Origin of the sequence: Paenibacillus soyae (assembly GCF_024623455.1) — a bacterium.
In the GTDB taxonomy this organism is placed as follows: domain Bacteria; phylum Bacillota; class Bacilli; order Paenibacillales; family Paenibacillaceae; genus Pristimantibacillus; species Pristimantibacillus soyae.
Genome location: NZ_JANIPJ010000005.1, coordinates 1 through 20,237, shown reverse-complemented (window position 1 = coordinate 20,237; position 20,237 = coordinate 1). Strand labels below are relative to the sequence as shown.

19 protein-coding genes, 6 tRNA genes and 1 rRNA gene are annotated in these 20,237 nt (G+C 54.4%); 1 reads left to right on the top strand and 25 read right to left on the bottom strand.

All coding sequences use genetic code 11. The annotated features are described in order from the left end of the window. Positions 1 to 180 precede the first annotated feature (180 nt). From trxB to NQZ67_RS08540, 18 genes are all read right to left on the bottom strand, one after another. Positions 181 to 1,137 (bottom strand): thioredoxin-disulfide reductase, encoded by a 957-nt coding sequence (gene trxB, locus NQZ67_RS08625; RefSeq protein ID WP_257444642.1) that lies wholly within the window; start codon positions 1,135 to 1,137, stop codon positions 181 to 183. 21 nt (positions 1,138 to 1,158) lie between these two features. Further along, the gene (locus NQZ67_RS08620) at positions 1,159 to 2,910 is read right to left on the bottom strand and encodes a tetratricopeptide repeat protein (protein ID WP_257444640.1); all 1,752 of its coding nucleotides are present in this window, start codon (positions 2,908 to 2,910) and stop codon (positions 1,159 to 1,161) included. A gap of 251 nt (positions 2,911 to 3,161) precedes the next feature. Continuing rightward, complete coding sequence (locus NQZ67_RS08615; RefSeq protein WP_257444637.1) at positions 3,162 to 4,112, bottom strand: ribose-phosphate diphosphokinase; 951 nt, start codon at positions 4,110 to 4,112, stop codon at positions 3,162 to 3,164. Positions 4,113 to 4,246: 134 nt separating this feature from the next. Continuing rightward, a complete protein-coding gene (hisIE, locus tag NQZ67_RS08610; protein ID WP_257444635.1) occupies positions 4,247 to 4,918 on the bottom strand; it encodes a bifunctional phosphoribosyl-AMP cyclohydrolase/phosphoribosyl-ATP diphosphatase HisIE in 672 nt (223 codons plus the stop codon). After that, the gene (gene hisF, locus NQZ67_RS08605) at positions 4,918 to 5,676 is read right to left on the bottom strand and encodes an imidazole glycerol phosphate synthase subunit HisF (protein ID WP_257444634.1); all 759 of its coding nucleotides are present in this window, start codon (positions 5,674 to 5,676) and stop codon (positions 4,918 to 4,920) included. The genes hisIE and hisF overlap by 1 nt, the downstream gene beginning before the upstream one ends. Positions 5,677 to 5,698: 22 nt before the next feature. Next, entirely contained in the window at positions 5,699 to 6,334 is a 636-nt protein-coding gene (gene hisH, locus NQZ67_RS08600) for an imidazole glycerol phosphate synthase subunit HisH (RefSeq protein ID WP_257444632.1), read from the bottom strand. Position 6,335: 1 nt separating this feature from the next. Continuing rightward, complete coding sequence (gene hisB / locus NQZ67_RS08595) at positions 6,336 to 6,935, bottom strand: imidazoleglycerol-phosphate dehydratase HisB (RefSeq protein ID WP_257444630.1); 600 nt, start codon at positions 6,933 to 6,935, stop codon at positions 6,336 to 6,338. Between the two features lie 172 nt (positions 6,936 to 7,107). Further along, positions 7,108 to 8,394 carry a histidinol dehydrogenase gene (gene hisD, locus NQZ67_RS08590; RefSeq protein WP_257445074.1) on the bottom strand — a complete coding sequence of 429 codons (1,287 nt, stop codon included), beginning with the start codon at positions 8,392 to 8,394 and terminating at the stop codon, positions 7,108 to 7,110. A gap of 107 nt (positions 8,395 to 8,501) precedes the next feature. Continuing rightward, positions 8,502 to 9,146: an ATP phosphoribosyltransferase gene (hisG, locus tag NQZ67_RS08585; protein ID WP_257444620.1), complete on the bottom strand. Its 645-nt coding sequence runs from the start codon at positions 9,144 to 9,146 to the stop codon at positions 8,502 to 8,504. After that, a complete protein-coding gene (locus tag NQZ67_RS08580) occupies positions 9,143 to 10,375 on the bottom strand; it encodes an ATP phosphoribosyltransferase regulatory subunit (protein ID WP_257444618.1) in 1,233 nt (410 codons plus the stop codon). Before NQZ67_RS08580 ends, hisG begins: the two co-directional genes overlap by 4 nt. A gap of 226 nt (positions 10,376 to 10,601) precedes the next feature. Continuing rightward, the gene (locus NQZ67_RS08575) at positions 10,602 to 11,093 is read right to left on the bottom strand and encodes an acyltransferase (RefSeq protein WP_257444616.1); all 492 of its coding nucleotides are present in this window, start codon (positions 11,091 to 11,093) and stop codon (positions 10,602 to 10,604) included. Beyond that, positions 11,090 to 11,749: a pyrophosphatase PpaX gene (ppaX, locus tag NQZ67_RS08570; protein ID WP_257444614.1), complete on the bottom strand. Its 660-nt coding sequence runs from the start codon at positions 11,747 to 11,749 to the stop codon at positions 11,090 to 11,092. The genes NQZ67_RS08575 and ppaX overlap by 4 nt, the downstream gene beginning before the upstream one ends. A gap of 43 nt (positions 11,750 to 11,792) precedes the next feature. Beyond that, positions 11,793 to 12,806, bottom strand: coding sequence for a prolipoprotein diacylglyceryl transferase (gene lgt / locus NQZ67_RS08565; protein ID WP_257444612.1), 1,014 nt, complete (start codon positions 12,804 to 12,806; stop codon positions 11,793 to 11,795). Positions 12,807 to 12,872: 66 nt separating this feature from the next. After that, entirely contained in the window at positions 12,873 to 13,811 is a 939-nt protein-coding gene (hprK, locus tag NQZ67_RS08560) for an HPr(Ser) kinase/phosphatase (RefSeq protein ID WP_257444610.1), read from the bottom strand. A gap of 132 nt (positions 13,812 to 13,943) precedes the next feature. Continuing rightward, positions 13,944 to 15,398, bottom strand: a complete 1,455-nt coding sequence (locus tag NQZ67_RS08555) for a DUF4179 domain-containing protein (protein ID WP_257444608.1) — start codon at positions 15,396 to 15,398, stop codon at positions 13,944 to 13,946. Further along, positions 15,355 to 15,927 carry a sigma-70 family RNA polymerase sigma factor gene (locus tag NQZ67_RS08550; protein WP_257444606.1) on the bottom strand — a complete coding sequence of 191 codons (573 nt, stop codon included), beginning with the start codon at positions 15,925 to 15,927 and terminating at the stop codon, positions 15,355 to 15,357. Before NQZ67_RS08550 ends, NQZ67_RS08555 begins: the two co-directional genes overlap by 44 nt. A 143-nt stretch (positions 15,928 to 16,070) precedes the next feature. After that, positions 16,071 to 17,192, bottom strand: coding sequence for an ABC transporter ATP-binding protein (locus NQZ67_RS08545; RefSeq protein WP_257444604.1), 1,122 nt, complete (start codon positions 17,190 to 17,192; stop codon positions 16,071 to 16,073). Positions 17,193 to 17,283: 91 nt separating this feature from the next. Further along, a complete protein-coding gene (locus NQZ67_RS08540; RefSeq protein ID WP_257444602.1) occupies positions 17,284 to 18,438 on the bottom strand; it encodes a PucR family transcriptional regulator in 1,155 nt (384 codons plus the stop codon). Between the two features lie 180 nt (positions 18,439 to 18,618). Between NQZ67_RS08540 and ssuE the strand changes: the two genes are divergently transcribed. Beyond that, the gene (gene ssuE / locus NQZ67_RS08535) at positions 18,619 to 19,179 is read left to right on the top strand and encodes an NADPH-dependent FMN reductase (protein WP_257444600.1); all 561 of its coding nucleotides are present in this window, start codon (positions 18,619 to 18,621) and stop codon (positions 19,177 to 19,179) included. 107 nt (positions 19,180 to 19,286) lie between these two features. Here ssuE and NQZ67_RS08530 read toward each other — a convergent pair. The 7 genes from NQZ67_RS08530 to NQZ67_RS08500 form a co-directional block, all read right to left on the bottom strand. Further along, positions 19,287 to 19,362: transfer RNA gene (locus NQZ67_RS08530), tRNA-Lys, on the bottom strand. Positions 19,363 to 19,370: 8 nt separating this feature from the next. Then, positions 19,371 to 19,454, bottom strand: a tRNA-Tyr gene (locus NQZ67_RS08525). Positions 19,455 to 19,486: 32 nt separating this feature from the next. Beyond that, a tRNA-Phe gene (locus tag NQZ67_RS08520) sits at positions 19,487 to 19,562 on the bottom strand. 15 nt (positions 19,563 to 19,577) lie between these two features. Beyond that, a tRNA-Asp gene (locus NQZ67_RS08515) sits at positions 19,578 to 19,654 on the bottom strand. A gap of 10 nt (positions 19,655 to 19,664) precedes the next feature. Beyond that, positions 19,665 to 19,740 (bottom strand) — tRNA-Val (locus tag NQZ67_RS08510). Between the two features lie 3 nt (positions 19,741 to 19,743). Further along, a tRNA-Met gene (locus NQZ67_RS08505) sits at positions 19,744 to 19,820 on the bottom strand. A gap of 173 nt (positions 19,821 to 19,993) precedes the next feature. Then, a 23S ribosomal RNA gene (locus NQZ67_RS08500) occupies positions 19,994 to 20,237 on the bottom strand; the annotation flags it as partial.

Here is a 20,237-nt window from a genome sequence, read left to right as displayed (position 1 = left end):
GCCACCTCATCCACAAAGTTAGAGTTCCTGTACCCACTATAAGCGTTGATTGTTGTTCGGTCAAGCGCCGCCGAGTCGCTCTCGGCCCTTGCCGCTGCTGGAAATTCCGGCGCTCAGAATGGACAAAGGGGAGCAGCGAATCGCTGTCCCCGTAGCGTCTGTCTCTTCCGGCCGTTACGCTTACGCCTTGGACCCGGACTTACTCCAGTCGTGGGTGCTGCTGCCCTCCAGGAAACGCTCGCAATCGAGCGCGGCCATGCAGCCGCTGCCTGCCGCCGTAATCGCTTGGCGGTACTTGCTGTCCTGCACGTCGCCGCAGGCGAACACGCCTGGCACGTTCGTTTCGGTAGAGCCCGGCTTCACTTTTATGTAACCATGCTCATCCGTGTCGATCTGCCCGCCGAGGAACTTCGTGTTCGGCGTATGTCCGATCGCGATGAAGATGCCGTCCGTCTCGATCACTTCTTCTTCGCCCGAATCGTTGTCGCGCACCTTGAGGCCGGTGACGCCCATGCCGGTAGCCACGACTTCGACCGGCGTCCGGTTGAGCGACCAGCTGATCTTCTCGTTCTCTCTGGCCCGCTCCTGCATAATCTTCGACGCTCGCAACTCGTTGCGCCGATTGACCAGCTCCACGTTCGTCGCGAACCGGGTCAGGAAGTTTGCTTCCTCCATGGCGGAGTCGCCTCCCCCGACGACTACGATCTTCTTCCCGCGGAAGAAGAAGCCGTCGCAGGTCGCGCAAGTGCTGACGCCTTTGCCGACGTTGTCCTTCTCGCCGGGAATGCCGAGGTACTTAGCCGACGCGCCCGTCGAGATGATCAGGCTTTCGCCCACGATCTCTCCCTGGCCTTCGACTTGCAGCTTGAACGGACGCTGGGACAGATCAACGGAGTTCACCCAGCCCGTCAGAAACTTCGCGCCGAACCTCTCGGCCTGCTTGCGCATGTTATCCATAAGCTCGGGGCCCATAATACCGTCAGGGAAGCCCGGGAAATTCTCGACCTCCGTCGTCGTCGTCAACTGGCCGCCCGGCTCCGGTCCCTCGATGATTAGCGGATTCATGTTGGCGCGGGCCAGATAGATTGCGGCTGTCAGACCCGCGGGTCCCGTGCCGATAATGATCGATTTGTACATATGCTCACCTCATTAACCAAATTAATCGTTCTCTGATTGCTTCGAGAAAAAGACGGAGCTGATCGTTCTCATCTTCTCCTTGATTCCGCATACCTCGTCTATCAGCTTCACATGCTTGCTGACCGTAGCGATAGACGTTCCGTAACGCACGGCTACCTCATGGTACGATATCGCGCGGCGATGCATCTTGGCCGTCAAATATTCGAGAGCCGCTGCCCAGCCATCCGGCTTCGCCAGCTTCGGAACGCGGGGATACACCCGCGTGAGGAACTCTACCCATAGCGTCATCATATCATGCTGCTGCACGAGATCATAATGCTTGCTCATGCGGCTGATGGCGGCCTGCGCCACCGCTTCCCACTTGTCGTCCCATTCCGGCAGCCTGGACGGGACTCGATTCGGCTCGATGACCGTCGCTTTCCCCTCCAGGATGACCTGAAGCGGTTCCTGCACGCCGATCGTACGCAGAACGAATACCGCGATTTTTTTCAAATAGTCGTCTTCGTCCGGCTCCAGGAGGAACGCGCGCAGCACGTCCTTCACTTCATTGTCCGCGATCATGCCGAACGCCTGGATCACTTGAAGCTTCGTGTGCTGATCCCCGTGCCGCAGCGCCCAGAAGAACGACGAGCGAACGAGCGGATCCTTCTTCAGATGGTCCGGCATGCCGTCCTCGGACTTCTCCCAAAGCTTGAATTGCTCTTCGAACGGGAGATGATAATGATAACTGACCGGCGCCGCCGGTTCGCCTTCGCGGGTAAGCTCGAGCTGCTCCATATAATAACGCGGCACGCCCGATGCCGGATCCAGCTTCATGGCGCTCCTCCACAACCGCTCGGCTTCCTGCCACCTGCCCGTGTTGAAGGCGGCGACCGCCGCGTAATGGTGCAGGCAGGGATCCTGTTGCACATCGCCGTCTTTGATGAGCCGGATGAAGTGACGGTAAGCAACGCCATGTTCGCCTAGTATGCCCATTGTCGTCGCCAGCTTGAACACGTGCTCTTGATGGAACGGCACCGTCTTGGCAAGCAGCTTCACCAGTTCCGCCAGACTCTCTTGGTCGCCCTCGTGCTGGTAGAAGATCGCCAGGTTGCAGAGAGCATGCAGATTGCCCGGTTCCTCTTCGAGGACCCCCTGGATGCTGGCCATCGCCTTGTCGAAAAGACCCATGTAATAGTAAGCGAGAGCCAGATTATTGCGCGCGGCCAGGAAATCCGGCTGCTGCTCGGCGATTTCCTCCAGCATGCGCACGGCCTCCGTAAACTTCCCTTCCTCGAGCAAAGCCCGCGCCTGATCATGCTCCACCATGCCCTGGCGCGACTTAATATTTTTGAGCGGCATCGGACGTTCCAGCTCGTACCCGAGCAGCTCCATCATCTCTTCCGCTTCGTCCAGGTATTGTCCATCCGCGTCCTCCTGCAAATACTGGATAAGGGAACGCTCCGCCGCCTCGAACAGCTCCATGTTCGCGTAATTGTTGGCCATATAGAAATGGCATTCCGTCATCGTCGGATCGAGTTCGTCCAAGATCCACTGCAGAATCTCGTTGGAATCCCCGTAGTTGCCCATTTCGGACAGAATGCCCGCCATGTTGCAGTGGTTCACGGGGTTATCCGGTTCGTATTCGACGGCCCTCCGAAAATATTTCAGTGCCTTGTCATAATGGTACCGGTCCAAGGAGCGGACCGCGCGCTCGAAGAAAAACGTAGCGTCCCACTGAATCGGTATAATCTTGGTTCCTTCATTGACCGCCACACGTTTCTTCCCTTTCATTTGCAAGGCACCTCCTCAAAAGTTTCGCGGATGCGAAACTTACTTCGTAAGCATTAAACCAGCTACGGTTCGCACGTTTGTTTTTTCGATTATATCATAGCACCGACGGCGCCACACACTAAGAAAATGTGGCAAGTCAGTAAATATAGCGCGTTCAACCGCCGGCGAACGAGAAATCGCGGACAGCACAGGGCCGCCCGCGATTTCCTATCATGGTCTTCCGTATGGGCGGACAAGCGGACGGTGCCGCTTTATACGCCTTTGTTTTTGAACAGGGTACTGATGGAGCCGCCGTCCAGGATAATCCGGGTCGCTTCCGCGAGCAGCGGGGCGACGGACAGAATTTTGAACCGGTCCGGCGTGTTTTCAGGCAGCATAATGGAATCCGTAACGATGACTTCTTTTATATGCGTATGGTCTAGACGCTCGATTGCGTTGCCGGAGAATAACGGGTGCGTAGCGCAGACGTAGACGTCCTCCGCGCCTCTTTCTTTCAGGCTCTCCACTACGTTCACGATCGTGCCGCCGGTGTCGATCAGATCCTCGATGATGATCGGCGTCTGCCCTTCGACGTCCCCGATCACGTGGGTGATGGAGGATTCGTTATGCGCGGAGCGTTTCTTAATCATGATCGCAAACGACGTATCCAGGTAGTTGGCCAGCTTCTCCGCCGTGGAAGCGCGTCCCGCGTCAGGGGATACGACAACCGGGTTTTTAATATTTTTGGACTTGAGGTAGTCGCTGATCAGGTCCAGCGCCGTCATGTGGTCCACCGGAATATTGAAGAAGCCCTGAATCGCCGGAGCATGAAGATCAATCGTGATGACGCGGGTAGCCCCTACCGTAGTCAGCACATCCGCCAGCATTTTCGCCGAGATCGGTTCCCTTGGAGCCGCTTTGCGTTCCTGACGCGCGTAGCCGTAGTACGGCATGATGATGTTGACCGTTCTAGCGGAAGCGCGCTTCGCCGCGTCGATCATAACGAGCAATTCGACAAAATGCTCGTTAATCGGATGCGAGAACGACTGCACGAGAAAGACGTCGCAGTTGCGGATCGTTTCTTCGTAGTGGACATAAATTTCGCCGCTCTTGAAACGGGACAATTTGATCGATCCTAGGTTGAGTCCTAGCTCGTTGCTGATCTTCTGAGCCAACACGGGGTTGGACGAACCCGAAAAAATACGCACCTTGTCGCTTAACATGATACCCTCCTGAGCGTTTCAACCAAATAATTTATAGCATGAGAAAAGCCTTACCCGTCCTATTATACATGGATTTACCGATAATTCAAAAAGGTATTGGGGCTATTTTTCGACAAAGTCATGACTTCGACACATTATCTCATCTTGTTCGTCGTTGGTTTGCCGTGTCTGCTCTCAAGTTCTGCCATAATCTCGTCCAGCGGCAGGCCGCGCTCACGCAGAAGCACCATTAAGTGGAACAGCAAATCGGAAGCTTCGCTCCGCAGCTCGTCGTTATCCTGATTTTTGGCGGCGATGATCACTTCAGCGGATTCTTCTCCGACCTTCTTCAGAATTTTGTCGACGCCCTTCTCGAACAGATAGGTCGTATAAGCGCCGGATGGGCGCTCCGCATACCGTTCCGCGATGACGGACTCGAGTCGTCCCAGAATGCCGAAACGGTCGGCGCCGGCTTCCTTCGAACGGTCTTCGCCCTGCACCTCGATGCCGTTAAAGAAGCAGCTATAGCTGCCTGTGTGGCAAGCCGGACCTTGCTGTACCACGCGAACTAGCAGCGTGTCGCCGTCACAGTCATATGCCATCGATTCGATGCGCTGCGTATGCCCGCTCGTCGCTCCTTTGTTCCACAGCTCGCCTCTCGAGCGGCTCCAGAACCAGGTCGAACCCGACTCGATCGATTTCTGCAGCGATTCCGCGTTCATATACGCCAGCATGAGCACTTCTTTGCTTTGGGCGTCCTGCACGACGGCCGGCACGAGGCCGTTTGCGTCCCATTTAATTTGGCTTTGAATCTCCGTGCTATTCATTATCGGACTTCGACTCCCTTCCTGCGCAGATCGTCCTTCACTTCTTGAATCGTCATTTCTTTATAGTGGAATATAGTCGCCGCCAGCCCCGCATCCGCATTCGCCTGCTGGAACACCTCGTGGAAGTGCTCCACGCGTCCCGCTCCGCCCGATGCGATGACCGGAATGCCTACGCTGTTCGACACCGCGGCCGTCAGCTTAATATCGAAGCCGTCCTTCGTGCCGTCGGCGTCCATGCTCGTGAGCAGCAGCTCCCCCGCGCCGAGCTTCTCGGCTTCCTTCGCCCACTCCAGAGCGCGGATCCCCGTCGATTGGCGGCCGCCGTGAGTGTAGACCTCCCACTCGCCCCATTCGGGATTGAACTTGGCGTCGATGGCCACCACGATGCATTGCGATCCGAAACGGCGCGCGCCGTCGGATACAAGCGATTTATTCCGGATCGCGGCCGTGTTGATGCCAATCTTGTCGGCTCCCGCGCGAAGCAGACGCTTCATGTCGTCCACGTGGGAGATGCCGCCTCCTACCGTGAACGGAATCGTAATCTCTCCGGCGGTGCGCTTCACCACTTCGATCATGGTCGCGCGGCCTTCCACCGAAGCCGATATATCCAGAAATACCAGCTCGTCCGCGCCCTCGCGGTCGTACGTCGCCGCAAGCTCGACGGGATCGCCCGCATCCCGCAAATTCACGAAGTTAACGCCTTTGACGACGCGGCCGTCCTTCACGTCGAGGCATGGAATAATTCGTTTCGCCAGCATGTTGTTTTCTCCTCTCCTCGTCCTACGCGGTCGCGGCGCCTTGCGTCTTCTCGCTGCGCGTCAGTGCCAGGAAGTTGCCAAGCAGCGCCATTCCGAGCTCGCCGCTCTTCTCCGGGTGGAACTGCATGCCGAACACGTTCCCCCGGCCGACGATGGCGGTAACGGGACCATGGTAATCCGTAACGGCTAGCAGGTCCGACTCCAGCTCCACTTTCGCATGGAACGAATGGACGAAATAAACATGCCCTTCGTCGAGACCCGCGAACAGGGGAGAGTCCGCCTGCAGGAACGAAAGCTTGTTCCAGCCCATGTGCGGGATCTTGAAATCGCCGCTGAAGCGGATGACCTTGCCCGGAAGCAGGTTCAAGCCTTCATGCTGGCCATATTCCGTGCTTTCACTGAACAACAGCTGCATGCCTAGGCAGATGCCAAGAATCGGCTTGCCGGAGGCGGCGAAGAACTTCGCCACTTCGTCAAGGCCCGTATTGCTCAGGTTCTGCATCGCGTCGCCGAACGCCCCAACCCCCGGCAGGATAGCGCCGTCCGCCTCGAGAATCGTCTGCGGATCCGCCGTAACGACCGCCTCGTAGCCGAGACGCTCCACCGCTTTGCTTACGCTATGAAGATTCCCCATGCCATAGTCGATAATGGCGATCATGCTACAGCACTCCCTTCGTGGAAGGCACTCCTTGCACGCGCGGATCGATGGTCGTCGCTTCGTCCAAAGCGCGTCCCAGCGCCTTGAACACGGCTTCGATCATATGATGCGTATTTTGTCCGTAGTGAACGATAACGTGCAGCGTAATGCGGGCTTCGAGCGCAAGCTTCCACAGAAACTCGTGGACAAGCTCCGTCGTGAAGCTGCCTACTTGGGAGGACGGATATTGCGCCCGGTATTCGAAATGCGGACGGTTGCTTACGTCGACGATGACTTGAGCGAGTGCCTCGTCCATCGGGACGAACACGCTCGCATACCGCTTAATACCGCGTTTGTCGCCGAGCGCCTCGCGAAGCGTCTGCCCGAGGCAGATGCCGATATCCTCGACCGTGTGGTGATCGTCGATATCGATGTCGCCCTTCGCGTCTACGGTCAAATCGAATTGCCCATGCTTCGCGAACAGGTCGAGCATATGGTTCAGGAACGGCACGTCCGTCTCGAGCTTAACCTCGCCCGTTCCGTCTACCGCAAACTTCAAAGTAATATCCGTTTCGTTTGTTTTCCGCGTGACCGAAGCCTCGCGAACCGTTTGTTCTGCCATCGTGATCCCTGCTTTCTTCAGCTTATTTACTCATGCCCCGTCATTCGAGCTCTATTAAGCGCTTCTGAGGACCTTATTTACTCCAAATCCACCGACCGCGCTCATTTAAGCGCCTCTGAAATCCTTATCTTCCCCGCAAAACAAGCCCACGTCTATCGAGCTGCTTGCCGACCTACTCCCGCTCTTTCTCCAAACGGATCTGGATCGCGCGGGCGTGACCCTCAAGCCCTTCATGCCGCGCAAGCGTCATGATGCTCTCCCCATTCTTCATCAGCGCTTCCTTGCTGTAGTAGATCAAGCTCGACTTCTTCAAGAAATCGTCCACATTGACCGGCGACGAGAACCGAGCAGTTCCGTTCGTCGGAATGATGTGATTCGGTCCCGCAAAATAATCGCCCACCGGCTCCGAGCTATACGGCCCCAGGAAAATTGCGCCCGCGTTCTCGATAAAGCCGAGCAGCTTCATCGGATCCGCAGTCAAAATCTCAAGATGCTCCGGCGCGAGCTGGTTCACGACATCAATGCCGTCCGCAAGCGTATCGACCATCAGCACCGCGCCATAGTTGTCGATGGAGCTGCGCGCGATCTCTTGCCGCGGAAGCTCCGCCAGCTGACGCTTAACCTCGGCGGCTACCGCCTCCGCAAGCTCCGCGGACGGCGTCACGAGCACGGCCGACGCCATCTCGTCATGCTCCGCCTGCGACAGCAGATCGGCCGCGATATACGACGCGTCCGCCGTCTCGTCGGCGAGCACGACGATCTCGCTCGGTCCGGCGATGCTGTCGATATCGACGGCGCCGAACACGGCGCGCTTCGCCAGCGCCACATAAATATTGCCCGGTCCGCAAATCTTGTCGACCGGAGCAATCGTATCCGTGCCATACGCGAGCGCCGCGATGGCTTGAGCCCCGCCGACCCGGTACAGCTCCTTGACGCCCGCTTCCGCGGCGGCAACAAGAATGTACGGGTCGATGCCCTCTTTGCCGCCGGTCGCGGGCGGCGTCACCATGACAATCTCCGGCACGCCGGCCACCTGCGCCGGAATGACGTTCATCAGCACGGACGAAGGATACGCCGCTTTACCACCCGGCACATAGACGCCCACCCGCTTCAGCGGGCGCATGATTTGCCCCAGCATCGTCCCGTCCGGCTGCAGATCCATCCATGAGTTCCGCAATTGCTTCTCATGGAATTTCCTAATATTGACGGCCGCTTCGCGGATGGCCGTCAAGAACGCGGCGTCTACCTGATCGTACGCCGCTTCAATCTCCTCCCGCGTCACGCGAAGCTGCGACGCGTCCAGCTTCACCCGGTCCAGCTGCTCCGTATATCGCAGCAAGGCCGCATCGCCTTCGGCCTTCACGTCTCCGACGATCCGCATGGCCGCTTCATTCTGCTCCGGTGTTCCGTACTCCACCTCGCGCTTCAATCCAAACTGCTCCGCACGCATGATACGCATCATTCTGCGCCCCTTTCTATTGTCGCTCAGCCATTCGCCTTCCCGCAGCGCTCCAGTTGCAGGCTCATTCCCGCCGCATGAGCTAAGCCTCTTGCCTCGGTTATGCCTTACACCTTTGCCGCAATCGTCTCCTGCAGACGGTCGCATAAGCTTTGAATGCTTTCGTTCTTCATCCGGTAGCTGACGCGATTCGCGATCAGCCGGCTCGTAATGCCGAAGATGGACTCGAACTCCACCAGCCCGTTCTCCCTGAGCGTCTGCCCCGTTTCCACCATATCGACGATCCGGTCGGCAAGGCCGATAAGCGGCGCCAGCTCGATGGAGCCATTCAGCTTGATGACTTCGACCTGCTGCCCGCGCTCGCGGAAGTATGCGGAAGCCACGTTCGGATATTTGGTCGCGACTCGCGGATGAATCGTCGGCTTCCAGTCCGGCAGGCCGATCACCGACATTCTGCACTTGGCGATGCCTAGATCTAGAAGCTCGTAAACGTCCCGATCCTCTTCCATGAGCACGTCCTTGCCCACGATGCCGATATCCGCCACTCCATACTCCACGTAAGTCGGCACGTCCACCGGCTTCGCCATAATAAATTCCATGTTCGCATCCGGCTGCTCGATAATGAGCTTGCGCGTATCGTCGAAATCGCCCGGAATCGGAATGCCCGCCTCGCGGAACAGCTCCAGCGCTTTCTTGTAAATTCTGCCTTTCGGCATCGCTACCTTCAGTACTTCTTTTGCCGAGCCGCTCATCGCAAGCCGCCCCCTTTCCCCGATCCGTTCACGTAATGAAGCAACGACGTATAGCGAATGCCTTTATAAGTAAAAGCACCGCGAGCTCCCTCGCCGCCAGCCACCTTTGCCAATTCCCCGAGTTCGCTGACGCGCTCCGTCACAACCATGAGGCCCACGCTCCGCATCATGGATGCTTGGGACAACGCCTCATCGCGCCCCTCAGAGTCATATATAATGAGCGTCCGCTCCTCACGCTCTTCCGTTTCCGCGCCAAGAAGCTCGAGTATTCTCGTCGTTTTCAAAGCGAAGCCCGTAGCCGCCGCCGGACGGCCGAATTGTGCCAGCAGGTTGTCATAACGTCCGCCGCTCGCGACAGGGAAACCAAGGTCCGCCGCATACCCTTCGAACGTCATGCCTGTATAATAGGAGAAATCGCCGATCATCGTCAGGTCGATCAGCACATGCTCGCTGACTCCGTAAGCCTTCAGCGCGTCCCATATTTGACAGAGATGGCCGATCGATGCTCTAGCCGTTTCGTCGGAGCTCACCTGCAGCGCCTGATCGCAGATCTCGCCGCCACCGCGAAGCCGCAGAATGCCTTCCAGCTCGCGGCGAACCGGTTCTTCCAGCGACAGCTTGCGAAGCTCTTCCCTGTAGCCGACGTAATCCCGCCCGAGCAGGCATGTCTTCAGGAGCTCCTGCTCCTCCACGCGTCCGGGCAGCGCTTCACCGAGAAGCCCGTTCAGGAAGCCGACATGGCCGATCGCGATTTTGAACCGCTCTACGCCAGCCGCTTTCAGAGACGCGACCGCAAGCGCAACAACCTCGGCATCCGCCTCCGCCGACGAATCGCCGACAAGCTCCACGCCCGTCTGGAAAAACTCCGCGTCGCGTCCCGCTTCTTCCTCGATCGAACGGAAGATGTTGGAGTGATGGGACAATCTAAGAGGGAAATCCGATTCCTTCAGCAGCGAAGAAACGACTCGCGCGATCGGAGCCGTCATATCGGATCGCAGAACAAGCGTCGTCCCCCGGTTATTCAGCAATTTGTACAGCTTCTGATCGGAAGTGGAGCTGGCCATTCCCACCGTATCGTAGAACTCAAGCGTAGGCGTCATAATCTGCTCATAGCCCCATCTCCGCATGCAGGCGAGCACGTCCCGTTCGATCTGGCGCAGCTTGCGTACCGCATCCGGCAAATAATCTTTGACGCCGATCGGTTTCTCGAACATTTTTGGTTTAGACATAACCGTTCCCCTTTAAATACTTTAGTATATTAAAGTACTACCATGTTACCATACTACCAAAATAAAGATGTTAGTCGTTATCGTAGCATGAATTTCTCCCGCGCGTCAAGCCAATTGCACCCAATGCACGCTGGCAAAAAATGAGGATATCCTCCCCGGCTTCACGGTCGGCGCATCAGCGCCTGTCCCGTTCTCCGCCAGGAAAAATATCCTCTGCACCACAAGCTTATGACCCGCTCCGCCGTTCGATCGCTCTCATCGGATTGCCGCCTACAAAAGCGCCAGCCGGCACGTCCTTATGAACCAGCGTTCCTGCCGCAACAACGGCGCCGCTGCCGATCGTTACGCCCGGCAGAATCGTGCTGTTCGCTCCGACCATCACATTATCGCCGATCCGCACGTCGCCGAGCCGATACTCCTCGATCAAATATTCATGTGTCAATATCGTCGTATTGTAGCCGATAATGGAATTGCGGCCGACCGTAATCCGCTCCGGGAAAAACACATCTACCATCACCATCAACGCGAAGGCCGTCTGTTCTCCTACCTTCATGCCGAGGATGCGGCGGTAAATCCAGTTTTTCAGCGGTAAGCTCGGGGAGTATCTGGCTATCTGGATCGCAATAAAATTGCGGATGGCCTTTATCCGGCTAACCGTAGAGTACACCTGCCATAGGGCGTTCGGGCCCTCGACCCGATGCCGTTCTACGTTCCTCACACGGTCCCAGCTCCCGCCTCCGCGAACGCGTACAGCTCGCGCATATCGTCGATGACGTAATCCGCTCCCGCATCGCGAAGTACTTGCGCTCCCTTCAAAGACCATGCCACCCCAACGGCTGTTACGCCCGCAGCCACGGCCGACTGCATGTCGACGGTGCTGTCACCTACCATTATAGTAGACGCCGGATCGGCTCCGAGCAGAGCAAGCGCCTTCTGGACCGGCTCCGGATGCGGCTTCGCATGCACGACATCGTCGATCGTGACGATCGCGTCCACATAATCGAAGATGCCGACGAACTTCAGGCCTTTTTCGGTCGTCAGCCTCATCTTCGTCGTCACGACGCCGATTTGCACGCCTTGCGCATGCAGCTTCTCGAGCACTTCATTCACATAGGCGAATGCCGTCACCAGCTCATCGTGCAGGCGCAAATTCACTTCCCGATATGCCGCTACAAGATGGGTAACATCATCGAGCCCGGAGAAGAGTCTGAGCTGCTGCTCCAGCGGCTGTCCCATGCTCGGGATAATGTTGTCCCGGCAGAACCCCTCTGGCGCGCAATCCTTCAGCGCCTCCAGAAAGGAGCGGATGATCAATTCGTTCGTGTCCAGTATCGTGCCGTCCAGATCGAACAGCATCGTCCTTACTTGCTTCATATTGCATTTGCCTCCTCAAACTAGCTCCCCGTTCGAACTACTGCTAAGCTTTTGTCGCTTCCGATTCGGAGTCCGCTTCTTCCTTCTTCGCTTCAACAGACTCGTTGCCCATACCGTTGCGCTCCGGCTTCGTCGTATGGATTGGATCGGAATAATACACCTTCGCGCTTCCGTTCACTCTTCTTACTATAATAAACACGATCGCCGCCAAGATGAGCAGCAAGGCCAGCATCTGCGAAATCCGGATGTTGCCGTACGCCGGGTCCAAATACCCCGCATCGAACACGGTATCCATCGGCGACCACAGGCCGTTAATAAACGAGGCCAACCAGCTTGGTCCCATGAACGCCAGGCTGTCGATACGAAGCGCTTCGATAAAGAAACGTCCGATCGAATACCAGATGAAATAAGAGGCCATCAGCTCGCCCGCGCGAAGGAACTTCTGGCGGCGCAGAATGAACAGAATGCCCAGCCCCACCAGGCTCCACAGCGATTCATAGAGAAACGCGGGATGGCGGAAGGCGCCTTCCGGTACAGCCTGATCCATTATGAACATATGGTCCACGATAAACGAAGGGATGTGCAGCGTATTCCGCAGGAAGTCTTCGCTTACCGGAGCGCCGTAGGCTTCTTGGTTCATGAAGTTGCCCCAGCGGCCGATCATCTGCCCGATCAGAATCGAGGGCACGCATATATCGGCGATCCGGATGAAGTTGTAGCCCTTGTACCTCGCATAAATAATACCGCAGATGAAGGCGCCGATAATCGCGCCGTAGATGGCGATGCCGCCCTCCCAAATTTTGAATATATCCATCGGATTGTCTTTGTAATCTTCCCACATAAACGCAACATAATAGATGCGCGCGGCAATAATTGCCGATGGCGCTCCGAACAGGAGCAGGTCCATGAAGAAATCCGGCTTGATTCCGAATCTCTTGCCTTCCTGTACCGCTAGCAGCAAGCCTGCCAGCGCGGCCAAGCCAAGAATAATGCCGTACCATCGGATCGACAATCCGCCGATCTCGAATACGACTGGGTTAACGGCTAACGTAAGCATTCGTCAAAATCTACTCCTTCTCCATAGTTTCCGAAGCTCGTTCGTGAAAGTTGCTGAGGACCCCGATCAATCGTAATCGTCCATGTCGTCCGCGATCGTCTCCGTCAGCTTGTTCGTGAATTGCAGCGCCGCGTTATAGCCCATACGCTTCAACCGGAAATTCATCGCCGCAACCTCGATAATGACGGCCAAGTTCCGTCCGGGACGGACGGGGATAGTGACCAGCGGAATGTCGGTATCGATAATCCGCGTTGTCTCTTCATCAAGCCCTAGTCGGTCATATTGCTTGTCCTGCTGCCAGTTCTCCAGCTTAATGACCAGTCCGATCCGCTTCTGCGTCCGCACCGCTCCCGCGCCGAACAGCGTCATCACGTTAATGATGCCTAGTCCGCGAATTTCGAGCAAATGACGAATCAGCTCCGGAGCCGTTCCGTGAAGCTGTCCGTCGGAGGTTTGGCGAATTTCGACCGCGTCATCCGCGACAAGACGATGGCTGCGCTTGACGAGCTCCAATGCCGTCTCGCTTTTACCGATGCCGCTTCCTCCGGTGATCAGCATCCCTACGCCGTACACGTCGACGAGAACCCCGTGTATCGTGGCCGTCGGAGCCAGCTTATGCTCCAGGAAGTCCGTGATGCGGCTGGACAGAATCGTCGTCGCCACGTTGCTTCTCAGAACGGGAATATTCGTTGCTTTCGATTGCTCGATAAGCTCCTTAGGCGCTTCCAATCCCCTTGTCAAAATAATGCAAGGCGTCTCTTCGTTGCAGAGACGCACCATGCGGTCCTTCCTTTCCTCGCTGTCCAGCATATTGAGGAAGGAAATTTCGGTCCTGCCCAGCAGCTGCACCCGTTCTGCCGGATGGTAATGGAAATAACCGGCCATCTCAAGACCCGGCCGGTACAAATCGTCAACCGTGACGCTTCGCTTCAGTCCATCCTCGCCGGCTACGATCTCCAGTTGAAATTGTCTGACTAGCTCCGATACTTTCACTTTCTTCGGCAATGTATGGACCTCCTTCATAATGCGGCTTCCGCTCTATCTTCAAGCTTATGTAAGATCTGTTTTTTCCAATGTCTTCATCGTAAAGCAAAAAGGCGCCGAACGCAACGTTTCCCGCCGCGCGGCGCCTTTCGTTTATTTAATCTTAACGCTGATGTCTTGGAGCTCGTATCCTAAATACTGATCGATATCGATCGTGACCGGCTGCGCGTATTCGGCATTCGGAATGTGGTAATGATAGGTTCCTTGCTTCTCGTAGCCTCCATGGAACGAGCTAAAGTTCTTTCTTGCCGAATCCCCATACTCGATCGGATACTCTTTCCCTTTTGCGTCGCGTATGACTCCATCATAGTGGAACAACATAAGACCCCTCATGACGTCATCGGGATCATCGCTTTGGTCGAGTTCAAAAGCAAAGTCAATCGCATCTGTCCGTTTCGTCATGTCGATAAGCCGCAATCTATCGTCTGGACGCGAAATCAACGTTTCCTCCTCCGTATCGATGACGACGCTCATATCACGGTCGGACATCAGTATGCCTTCGGCTTTCAAAGTCAGTGTTTTCGGCTTCTGGAAGTACGAGCTGTGGAATCTCCTTGTAATACTATTATCTAAATCGCCAAAGCCTGTATCTGTCTTATAGCTTATGCCTCGATCATCCACTAGCTCCAGCTTAATAAAATCATTGAGCCGCTTCGTGTTTCCTTGATCACTTTCGAAATCAATTAGCACCTGGAGCGGCGTTATTACCGCTTTTTTTACTGTAACCTTCTGCCCAGCCACTTCAATCGTTTGATTCAGTTCGATTTCCTCACGTAATCCTTCAAACATTCGATGGTCAATTGGAACGATAACCTCCAGCCACTCACCTCCTGCTTGCAGTTTGAAATGAAGTTTTTGCGGAATCTGATCTTCAGAAGACATGAGGATGTCGAAATAATCCTGTACCATCCCTTCTGTCTCACCCTCCCCGGGAGCATAGAAGCTCATAATTCCCGCTTGAAGATCATTTCCATTCTCGTCCTTGAATTCATGCTTCATTGCACCGAGATCCTGCCGTCTAATACCTGGCCCTTCCACCGTATAGAGCAGCACGATCCGCTGGTGGTCCGCAATAACCCCATTCACCGTCAGCTTATATCCATTCCGTTCATCCGACTTGTTCACAATTTGCATATATTCGTTGTCGAGCGCGGACATAAGTGAACGATCGTAGGAGATCAGCTCGACAAATCCGCTGAATCCTGGAATTTCCTTCACGAAAGCGGCGAATGCGGGAGAGATCCGCACGAATGCCGTAAGCAACAGCAGCATGCAAACGGCCGCCGCTCCGAGTTGAAAGCTGACTCGGCTCCTGCGATAACGAATGCCGCGACGCCTTCCATCCTGCAGCCCTTTCATGATGTGATGCTCGAGTTTTTGTTCCAAATCCGGATTTAGCGGATCCGATCTTTCCCGCACCTTAACGCTATCCTCGCGAAGATCATTCACTACCTTACGAAGCTCCGAATCTTTAACTAACTCCATTTCCTCGTTATTTATTTTCTTATCCCCTGCTTCTGCCCCAGCCCTTTTTCGTGAATCGTCCATCCTTGATTTCCTCCTCTCCCTCATTCATCGCCATTCGCATCTCCTTTAACGCCTTATGAAGCCAAGTCCGGATCGTGCCGTCCGGCTTATCAAGCAGCTCCCCAATCTCGGTTATCGTTAAATCGCGATAATATTTCAGCACGATGATCATCCGGTACTTCGGTTTAAGCTTCGCTACTTGCTCCGCCATGCCGACCCGGTCACTCGGTTCTTGTTGAACCGCTGCGATTCCCGTGAGGATGTTTTCTGACGGCTGCTCTCTTTTTCGCTTTTTTCGTTCGTCCATGCACACGTTAATGAGGATCCGAATCATCCATGTAGCAAAATAACGCTCATCGCGCAGTCCCCGTCTCTTCATCCAGACGCGGCATACCGTTTCCTGTATAGCCTCCAGCGCATCCTGCTCATTGCGCAAATAGGCAAACGCAATGCCATACATCTTCTCTCTCTCTTGATGAATGCGGTTGATTAACGTTTCTTGGTCATCGAATATCGATTTCCTTGCCTGTTCTCCCTCTTCATGGCTCATGTCTTCCCTCCCTGCACTTGCGGCACTTCCTTACTATGGATTAGACTGCGCAACTGCTCAAACGGTTTTACTTTTCTTCGAAACAAATAAAAAAGAGCCTCCGGAATGAACCGAAGACTCCTTATTAATGAAGGGGGATATTATTAGTTCTCGAAAATGTTCAGCTCAGTCTCTTTGTCGAACAGGTGAGTCTTGTTCATGTCAAGAGCCAGCTTCACGCTTGCGCCGTCGCGTACGCCAGAACGGCCGTCAACGCGCGCGATTACAGTATCAGTGCCGATACCGTTCAGGTAGAGGTACATTTCGTGACCAAGGTTCTCCGCAACCTCTACGTTCGCGTTAACGATCGTACCAGGGGATGCTTCCAGGAATACCGGCTCTTCGTGGATGTCCTCAGGACGAATGCCCAAGATAACCTCTTTGCCGATGTAGCCTTTGGAACGAAGTGTAGCTGCTTTACCTTCCGGTACGGAAACGTCTACGCCTGGAGCTTTGAAGCGAACTGCGCCGCCTTGCTCTGTAAGCGTACCTGTTACAAAGTTCATGGAAGGAGCTCCGATGAAACCTGCAACGAAGATGTTAACCGGATGGTTGTAAAGCTCTTCAGGAGAAGCCGTTTGTTGAATGAAACCGTCCTTCATAACAACGATACGGTCGCCCATCGTCATGGCCTCGATTTGGTCATGCGTTACGTAGATCGTAGTTGTTTCGAGACGCTTAGTCAGCTTGGAGATCTCTGCGCGCATTTGACCGCGAAGTTTAGCGTCCAAGTTGGAGAGCGGTTCGTCCATCAAGAATACTTGCGGTTCGCGAACGATCGCGCGGCCCAAGGCAACGCGCTGACGTTGACCACCGGAAAGTGCTTTTGGTTTACGATCCAGCAAATGCTCGATATCAAGAATTTTAGCAGCTTCACGAACGCGTTTGTCGATGTCTGCTTTTTTGAATTTACGAAGTTTCAGACCGAACGCCATGTTCTGGTACACGTTCATGTGCGGGTACAGGGCGTAGGATTGGAATACCATCGCGATGTCGCGATCTTTAGGAGCAACGTCGTTCACAAGACGGTCGCCGATGAACAATTTACCTTCCGAGATTTCTTCAAGACCTGCGATCATACGAAGAGTCGTGGATTTACCGCAACCGGACGGTCCTACGAGAACGAGGAACTCTTTGTCCTTAATGTCGAGATTGACATCGGTTACAGAAGCTTTGTCGGAACCCGGATATCTTTTGTAAATGCCTTCTAAGCGTACGCCTGCCATGATTAGTTTCCCCCTAAAAAAAAGAATTTCGATATGCATTTATCTTATCTCACAGGACGCTTCATGACTATGCACATACTTTACAAAAAAACTAATTCCTTTTCGTAACTTTGTACAATAGTAATATAATCTTCACCAATACCGCGTCTCGAAATTGTCTGACGTCAAGACCAGTCTCCTGCTTCAGCTTATCCAACCGGTACAGCAGCGTGTTCCTATGTATATAGAGCTTCTTCGCCGTCTCGCTTACGTTGCAGTCCAAGGCAAAAAACGTCTCGAGCGTCGCCAGCATCTCCGACTCAACAAACAAATCGGCCCGTTTGAGCGAATGCTCCAAATATTTCGAGCGGTTCGATTCCGGGATCGCGTTGAGCAGCCTCTCCAGCTGGAGCATCCAGGGGAGATGAATGTTCGTCCCGACATGGAATTTCCTCCCCAGACTGATCGTCTCTCTCAATAGAATGGCAGCTTCCACCATTCCTTTGGCCGGCGATATCGGATGCGTAACAGCCAGATGGCACTCTCCAAGCCATTCGCTTGCCAGCATCTCGTGGAGGCCGAAAGCGATAGACGTTAAACTGTCCTCCATCGTCTCTTCTTCGTTCTGATCCCCAAGCAAATCCGCGTCCTCGTCCTTCAGGAGTGACAACGGTCCCCATATCAGCCATTCTTGACTCTTGAGCGGAATAAGCAAGATCTCGTCGGATAGGAAGGAACGCAGAAGCTTCTCCAGCTCCGGGTATACATCTTGTCTTGTGTTGGCGTGTTCGGTAATAAGCAGGAACGGAATCATTTCATGATAAAGGCGGCTCCCGACCGTCAGATGATCGGGCAGCGAGAAATTCGGCTCATCCGCTTCCAGCTGCTTCTGAAGCCATTCTCCGATCTTATGCGCATGTTTTTCGGACTCCGACAATTGGCTCTCCGGTGCGGGCAGCTTTCCTTTGCTGGCATTCGCAAGCTGCAGCGTCCAGCTGATCAGCTCCCTCTCCTTCTGCGACAATTGGCCGCCATCCAATTCGAGAATAGTCACCTTTTCGCTTCCATCATAGTCTGCAATCATCCATAGCTTGTCCTGATGAGAAGCCCATCCGCCGGCTTCAATTACAACATTGGCGGTATGACCCGGGGGTACGCTCTCGGCTACTCCAATCTTCGCTTTCCACTCCGACACATTTATGGTCAATAGCTGTATCGGGCTGTTCAAAATGTGCTGCAGCGGCCTTAACCATTCTAATGTGCTCATCCTACTCCACTCTCCATGAACTGAATAGTATTCGCTCTTTTCCGTCATTGTAACATAACATTGGAGACGAATTCAGCTTTCACGCTAACGTTTGACCCTGTGAGCTCTACATGATACGCTTGTCCTGTAAATTTTGCCCACAATCCGAACTAATGATATTCACCAAAGGAGCGAATAGCTATGACCAAGCCAATCGTTATCATATCGGGTAGTCCGAACGCTACGTCCAGACTGAATGGGATGATTGATTATGTTCGACACGAGCTTGAAAATCGCGGATACCCGACCAAGACCATTACGGTCGTTACACTACCGGCTGACGACCTAATTCAAGCGCGATTCGGCAGCCCGGCAATTGTGGATGCCAATCGTCTAGTAGATGAAGCATCTGCGGTCATCATAGCAAGCCCTGTATATAAAGCATCATTCACCGGCGTCCTCAAAACGTATTTGGACCTCCTCCCTCAGAAGGGGATGGAGAATAAGCTGGTGCTGCCTTTGTTCATCGGAGGAACGTTAGCTCATTTGCTGTCTATCGAATATGCATTGAAGCCCGTTCTCGCCTCAATGGGAGCTAGACATTTCATTAGGGGCGTCTATGCCACGGATAACCAAATCAATCGGATACAGGAGAGTTCGAACGAGACCAAATTCGAGTTAAACGATGAAGTGACCGAGCGTTTGCAGGCATCCGTTCAAGAGTTGATTGACGAACTTCAATTACGATCTGCTGCCCCGTAAAAATAGAAAAAGCTTCAAAGAAGTATCACACTTCTCTGAAGCTTTTTTTTTAAAAACAAAAAAAGAGGCGATTACGCCTCTCTTGCATTCACCGTAGTTATAAAAACTGGTGAGCCATGTAGGACTCGAACCTACGACACCCTGATTAAAAGTCAGGTGCTCTACCAACTGAGCTAATGGCTCAAAGGAAATGGTGGAGGATGATGGATTCGAACCACCGAACCCGAAGGAAGAGATTTACAGTCTCCCGCGTTTGGCCACTTCGCTAATCCTCCACATGCCTTCTCTGTCTAAGACAGAAAAAAAGTGGTGGCTCGGGACGGAATCGAACCGCCGACACGAGGATTTTCAGTCCTCTGCTCTACCAACTGAGCTACCGAGCCTTACCTTATAAAAAATGGCGGAGCTGACGGGATTCGAACCCGCGGTCTCCTGCGTGACAGGCAGGCATGTTAGGCCTCTACACCACAGCTCCAGGATATTGATGGTGGAGGATGACGGGATCGAACCGCCGACCCTCTGCTTGTAAGGCAGATGCTCTCCCAGCTGAGCTAATCCTCCATATGGTAGCGGCGAAGGGGATCGAACCCCCGACCTCACGGGTATGAACCGTACGCTCTAGCCAGCTGAGCTACACCGCCACATGTCCCCGAAATTGTCGCTTGCAGCGCTCGGGGTCGCTTGCAAGGTCAGGAAATGACATCGCCAAATGTCATGTGCAATTTCACCGTCTTCGTGGAGCTTGTCCACTCAGGCATCTTAATTGCGCCCTGAAAACTGGATACGAAAGTATTTAGCTGAATTCTTTAGCTTTTAGGATAAGCCCTCGACCGATTAGTATTCGTCAGCTCCACACGTTGCCGTGCTTCCACCCCGAACCTATCAACCTCGTCGTCTTCAAGGGGTCTTACTAATTGGGAAATCTCATCTTGAGGGGGGCTTCACGCTTAGATGCTTTCAGCGCTTATCCCGTCCGTACTTGGCTACCCAGCGGTGCTCCTGGCGGAACAACTGGTACACCAGCGGTACGTCCATCCCGGTCCTCTCGTACTAAGGAC